The sequence below is a fragment of the Okeania sp. SIO2F4 genome, assembly GCF_010672385.1.
Lineage (GTDB): Bacteria > Cyanobacteriota > Cyanobacteriia > Cyanobacteriales > Microcoleaceae > Trichodesmium.
In genome coordinates, this window is the sequence record NZ_JAAHGT010000582.1 from 1 (window position 1) to 6,157 (window position 6,157).

Below are 6,157 nucleotides of genomic sequence, written 5' to 3' on the forward strand. Positions count from 1 at the left end.
TGGAAAAGTTGGGACTTTCAATAATTAGGTTTTGCTGATTAAATCTAAAAGGTTTTACAGAGAAAGGTTTTTCTTCTTACTCCTGACTACTCCCTACTCCCTATCAGATTAGGGATTATTCTTCCAACCACCTCATCTGTAACTCCCATTTCTTCTTACTCCTAACTACTCCCTACTCCCTACTCCCTATCAGATTTATTGAGATATTTTAAGTTTTTCAACAGTGTTTATCAAGGATGAGAAACAGTAAGGTAAACTAGGTCGAAGAATTCGCTTATAAAACTTGCTGTCCCATCTGCCTTTGAGCAGGTACGGCAAAATCAATTTGTTGGGAGAATTTAATTCATGTCTCATTCAGTAAAAATTTATGACACTTGCATCGGTTGTACTCAGTGTGTCCGTGCTTGTCCATTAGACGTTCTAGAAATGGTACCTTGGGATGGTTGTAAAGCAGGCCAAATTGCTTCATCCCCTCGTACTGAAGATTGTATTGGTTGTAAGCGTTGTGAGACTGCTTGCCCTACTGACTTTTTGAGTGTCCGGGTTTATCTTGGTGCTGAAACTACTCGCAGTATGGGTCTTGCTTACTAATACTAACTTCCCTCTATTGCTTTTTGGTTTTAGATTTAATAGAGGGTGGAAAAATTTTAGATATAAGAACTAAAAATTTTGTAGAGGGAATTAATAATTTTCCCTCTATTTTTTATCTCAATGTTGGCCATTGATCCGCGCTCTCCCGTTTCGGCTGTCGCCGACATGAAAGGCGGAGCCTAGCGGCAGCTATTAGGGGAGCCTCCCATGGAAAAAACAATCAATTTTGCGGTCCTGACAATCTCAAATTTAGGCTCCTAGGGTATGGGAAACAAGAATCTCAACCAGCAAAACTTACCATAAAATTTTCGCCCTCGTTTCCTGCGATTCGCTATTGTCAATATTATTTCAGACATCATAGTTCCTCTAGCCGGCTTAATAGACACAACATTCCTAGGACATTTGCCTAATGTTCATCACTTAGCAGGAGTTTCTCTTGCTAGTGTAATTTTCAACTACCTTTACTGGAGTTGTCTTTTCCTATATGTTGGAACAACTGGACTAACAGCTCAAGCATCAGGACGTGGCGATCGCCATCAAGTTCTACTGGTGTTACTACGCAACTTTTTCATAGCTTTAGTTTTAGGAGCGATACTACTACTGCAAAACTCGCTACATTTGAGCAGACAAGATTCTTATAGCAGTTTTCATTAAAATAGAGTACAAAGATTTGGGTTTAAAGGAAGAAGGAAGAAGGAAGAAGTTTTGTAGTCTACCTTTGTGAAAACCGCTATAATGCTCACACTTCCCACACTTCCGACACTCTGCTTTTTTGAGCAAACCCTAATTATTGCTATGCTGAATAAATTTCAAACCCTTGAAAGATAAAAGTTTTAGGCTTTTTGGGTTGAAAAAAGTGCCTGGTTTGCAGTTGAAAACTCTCAAAAAGTTAGTATTTTGGACAGAATAATAGCAGAACCATCAAGGGACAAATATATCTGACTATCTCCTCTATACTACTCTCTACTCCCCCGCTCCCCTACTCCTTAAAAAAGACTTTTTCAGCAAGCCCTAATTAGTGTGATGTATCCAACCATTAATAGTAAAGCGACTGTCTGCAAAACCTTGAGATGGACAACTTACTGGCAAAACTTCGTGTAGATAACTACTGAGGAAAAATACAATACTGTTGTTTTGTGGTTCTATGGTTTTAAATGTATCAGCTTTTGAATAATATTTTCCCTGAATTTTACTATCGTAAATTCTTAAATTTCCGCCTGTAAATGCTTTAGGTTCTTGATGAAAATAGTAAACGTAGGTGATAACTCTTTTATCAACAGGATATTGGTTATCAACATGAGTCTTATAGAAGTTCCCATGGTTATGAGCCGTTAACTGAGTTTCAAATTTAGCAATTGAAAATTCTGGAATATTTAATTTTGTGAAAACATCTGGCAAAATTTCTTGATTTTTTTCAACAATTAATTCCTCGAATTTAGCAAAAGATTGTAATACTAAAGCACGTCTATTTTCGTAACTTTTAAACATATTTGTAGCTGACTCATTCGATACTACTGCCGGGACAAAATCTGATTCTTTTGGCAACACATAATTCAATAATTGTTGATTTTCTGAATGGCTGAGGAAATTTTCTCTAAGTAAATAATGAGATTCTACAATTTCTATTTGAGGAGTTGGGTCGGTATTAATTTTGATATTGGGTTGAGTCTTTTGTATATTGATGTTAGCCATTTTTTACCTTCTCTGAAATTAGTAAATCAATAAAGAAATATCTTTATTGCTAGACTGAAGAAAGTTTCTGTCTCTCTTAAATAAAAGGCAATTGATGAATCATCCTGAAATAATTTCTAGAAATCTGGTTGTATTCTTTAGCTAAAACAATTCAGAAGTTTGACCAGAAAATTCAGTTCTCAAGCCTTTCTTTTTTGAAGACGATAAAAAAAGAAAATTCACTATTTCAAGCCTTCTATTTCAGTAGGAAATTCTGTTAACTCTTAACTAATAACTGAAATGACTCTTTATTCATAACTAATTAGTGCAATGTATCCAACCATTAACAGTAAAGCGACTGTCTGCAAAACCTTGAGACGGACAACTTATTGGCAAAACTTCATGTAGATAACTACTGAGGAAAAATACAATACTATTGTTTTCTGGTTCTATAGTTTTAAATGTATCAGCTTTTGAATAATATTTTCCCTGAATTTTACTATCGTAAATTCTTAAATTTCCACCTGTAAATGCTTTAGGTTCTTGATAACAATAGTAAACGTAAGTAATGACTCTAGTGTCGATTCCAGGATGTTTATTATCAATATGAACCCGATAAAAGTTCCGATCATTATAAGCAGTTAAGCGATTTTCAAATTTAGCAATTGAAAACTCTGAAACATTTAATTTTGCTAATACATCTGGCAAAATTTCTTGAATTTTTTTGACTATCAATTCCTCGAATTGAGGGAAAAATTGCAAGACTAAAGGACAATGTTGATTTTCATCAATATTCAATCTGTTTGTAGTTGAATAATTTGATACTATAGTAGGTAAAAAATCTGATTTTTTTTGCAACGCATAATTCAGTAATTGCTGATTTTCTGAATGGCTGAGAAAATTTTCTCTAAGTAAATAATGAGATTCTAAAATTTCTGTTTGAGGAGTTGGTGCAGGGTTAGTTTTGATATTCAGTTGAGTTTTTTGTGTATTGATATTAGCCACTTTGTACTTATTGTAAAATTAATTAACCAGGTATAGCACTACACGCAAGTCAGATAGGGGAACCGTCTCCTTGGCGACGTACAGAAGTAATTCCTGACTGAGTTTAAGCATTTAGAAGTGTCCTAACCTATTTGCGTAGTGCTATATTACGCATATACACTCTAATTTAGTAAATTCAAACTATAACGTCTTAGATAGATAGTGTTTTCAACTAAAAAAATCCGGTGTTGCTGAATAAGGGGATGATATCTTTTGCAATTCCCTTAAGTTTACCAGAACTAGGAACTTCCTCCCTAAAATCAGCAACACCTCAATCAAGAACTGAAAATTATTAATGTTACTTATCAGATTGATAATTTTCTACTGGTGCCGGAGGACCTGGAGGACCGGGAATTTCCAAATAACCCTCTACTGGTGCCGGAGGACCTGGAGGACCGGGAATTTCCAAATGACCCTCTACTGGAGCATTTTGGCCTGGGGGACCGGGAACTTCCAAATCATCCTCTAGGAATGGGGTGAGCTTATCCAAGACTGATACTGTTACCATTTTTAACTCCGTTTAGAATATTCGAGCTTGAGATTGTGAGTTGAGAAAACCGACACAAATAGCTCATAAAGTGACACATTGATGTTCACCTTGGTGCTTCTACTAAAACCTTCGGCGATTACTCATCCATCTGATTTTAGAAAGAGCATTTGTGTGGTTATCTTACTCCATTGTGTTTTTTTGTCAAGATAATATTTCAATATAAATATTAAGGAGAGGAGTCAGTTAGAGGAGTTAAGAATAATTAAGTATTCAAGCGGATATGATATAATTTATAGCCTGACTCAGATCGGATAATTTGAGAATGTCCTAACAAAACCTGCAATTGCGATGGCAAAGAAAAACCTTATTCTCCTACGGAATAACTAATTTTGAGTGAGTATTATATATAGTCAAAGTGAGTTGGAATAAAAGATTAAATGTGTGGAATTGTTGGTTATATTGGCACTCAGTCAGCTACAGAAATTTTACTATCAGGATTAGAAAAACTAGAATATCGAGGTTATGATTCTGCGGGGTTAGCTGCGGTTTGTAATGGTCAAATAAAATCTGTTCGTGCTAAGGGTAAGTTGCACAACCTCCGAGAAAAATTGGTAGGAATGGAAATGCCAGCTAATATTGGTATTGGTCATACTCGTTGGGCAACTCATGGCAAACCGGAGGAATATAATGCTCATCCTCATACAGATGATACCGGGCGAGTGGCAGTGGTGCAAAATGGAATTGTCGAAAATTATCGAGAGTTACGCAAAGAATTGGAAAGTTGGGGACATAAATTTGTTTCTGAGACTGATACCGAAGTTATTCCTCATTTAATTGCAGAATTTTTGTCTCATTCTACTCAAGAAAATAAGCAGCCATTTTTAGACGCCGTGCGTCAAGCAGTTAATAAATTGGATGGAGCGTTTGCTATTGCTGTTGTTTGTGCAGACTATCCGAATGAAATTATTGTTGCTAGACAGCAGGCACCTATATCTATCGGTTTAGGTCAAGGGGAATTTTTCTGTGCTTCTGATACCCCTGCACTTGTATCTCATACTCAAGTTGTTCTCAGTTTAGAAAATGGGGAAATTGCTCGTTTAACACCTCTGGGAGTGGAAGTTTATAATTTTGAGGGCGATCGCCTCAATAAAATGCCTCGCATTCTCAACTGGAGTCCGACTTTAGTTGAGAAACACATTTTCAAACATTTTATGCTCAAGGAAATTCACGAGCAACCAAATGTTGTTAGGACTTGTTTAGAGACTTACATTAATAGTGATTGGGATACTCAAAATAATCATATTTCTCCGATTAATTTAAATTTGTCACCATCTCTCTATGAAAACTTAGAACAAGTTAAAATTTTTGCCTGTGGTACGAGTTGGCACGCTAGTTTAATTGGCAAGTATTTATTAGAACAATTAGCAGGAATTTCGACTACAGTAAATTATGCTTCTGAAGCTCGTTATGCTCCTTCTCCTCTGAGAAAAAATACTCTTTTGATTGGTGTGACTCAGTCTGGAGAAACGGCTGATACTTTAGCAGCTTTAGCAATGGAACAACAACGCCGTTTAGATAAACCTGCCGAATTTAAGTCAATATTATTAGGAATTACTAATCGGGCAGAAAGTTCTATTGCTAATTTAGTCAATCAAATTATTGATATTCGGGCAGGTGTTGAAATTGGGGTTGCAGCGACTAAAACATTTGTGGCACAGGTAATGGCGTTTTATTTTTTAGCTATAGATTTAGCATGGCAGCGACAATATTTATCTGGGGAAAGAATCGCAGAAATTATTAATGGTTTACAAAAAATTCCTGCACAAATGGAACAGATGTTAGAAGCTCAAGATAGTCAAATTGAAGATTTTGCTCATCAGTTTAATGACACTCAAGATTTTATTTTTGTAGGTAGGGGAATTAATTATCCAATTGCTTTAGAAGGTGCTTTGAAATTGAAAGAAATTAGTTATATTCATGCCGAGGGATATCCAGCAGGTGAGATGAAACATGGTCCGATCGCTTTGTTGGATGATAAGGTGCCCGTGGTAGCGATCGCTATGCCTGGTTTGGTTTATGAGAAGGTGCTTTCTAATGCTCAGGAAGCAAAGGCGAGGGATGCGCAGTTAATTGGGGTGACACCTGAAAGTACCGAGGCGGATGTATTTGATAATGTGTTGGCAGTGCCTGCGGTGGATGAGTTGTTGTCGCCGATGTTGACTGTTATTCCTTTGCAGTTGTTAGCTTATCATATTGCTGCTCATCGTGGTTTGGATGTCGATCAACCAAGGAATTTGGCAAAGTCGGTGACAGTGGAGTAGGATTTTTTCAGTGAACAGTTATCAGTTAGCCTCTTACAGA

6 protein-coding genes are annotated in these 6,157 nt (G+C 36.4%); 3 read left to right on the top strand and 3 right to left on the bottom strand.

The window, feature by feature from the left end:
- Nucleotides 1-345 precede the first annotated feature (345 nt).
- On the top strand, nt 346-591 hold the full coding sequence (psaC, locus tag F6K22_RS27970; RefSeq protein ID WP_006616272.1) for a photosystem I iron-sulfur center protein PsaC: 246 nt from the start codon (nt 346-348) through the stop codon (nt 589-591).
- Between the two features lie 354 nt (nt 592-945).
- Nucleotides 946-1,245, top strand: a complete 300-nt coding sequence (locus F6K22_RS27975; RefSeq protein WP_293105661.1) for an MATE family efflux transporter — start codon at nt 946-948, stop codon at nt 1,243-1,245.
- Between the two features lie 357 nt (nt 1,246-1,602).
- On the opposite strand, the gene F6K22_RS27980 is transcribed toward F6K22_RS27975, so the two are convergent.
- The 3 genes from F6K22_RS27980 to F6K22_RS27990 all read right to left on the bottom strand — a co-directional run bounded on the left by F6K22_RS27980 (nt 1,603) and on the right by F6K22_RS27990 (nt 3,814).
- Nucleotides 1,603-2,283: a 2OG-Fe(II) oxygenase gene (locus tag F6K22_RS27980; protein ID WP_293105651.1), complete on the bottom strand. Its 681-nt coding sequence runs from the start codon at nt 2,281-2,283 to the stop codon at nt 1,603-1,605.
- A gap of 297 nt (nt 2,284-2,580) precedes the next feature.
- Nucleotides 2,581-3,267: a 2OG-Fe(II) oxygenase gene (locus tag F6K22_RS27985; RefSeq protein ID WP_293105653.1), complete on the bottom strand. Its 687-nt coding sequence runs from the start codon at nt 3,265-3,267 to the stop codon at nt 2,581-2,583.
- Between the two features lie 337 nt (nt 3,268-3,604).
- Nucleotides 3,605-3,814 (bottom strand): hypothetical protein, encoded by a 210-nt coding sequence (locus tag F6K22_RS27990; RefSeq protein WP_293105656.1) that lies wholly within the window; start codon nt 3,812-3,814, stop codon nt 3,605-3,607.
- A gap of 419 nt (nt 3,815-4,233) precedes the next feature.
- Between F6K22_RS27990 and glmS the strand changes: the two genes are divergently transcribed.
- Complete coding sequence (glmS, locus tag F6K22_RS27995) at nt 4,234-6,117, top strand: glutamine--fructose-6-phosphate transaminase (isomerizing) (protein WP_293105659.1); 1,884 nt, start codon at nt 4,234-4,236, stop codon at nt 6,115-6,117.
- Nucleotides 6,118-6,157: the final 40 nt, after the last annotated feature.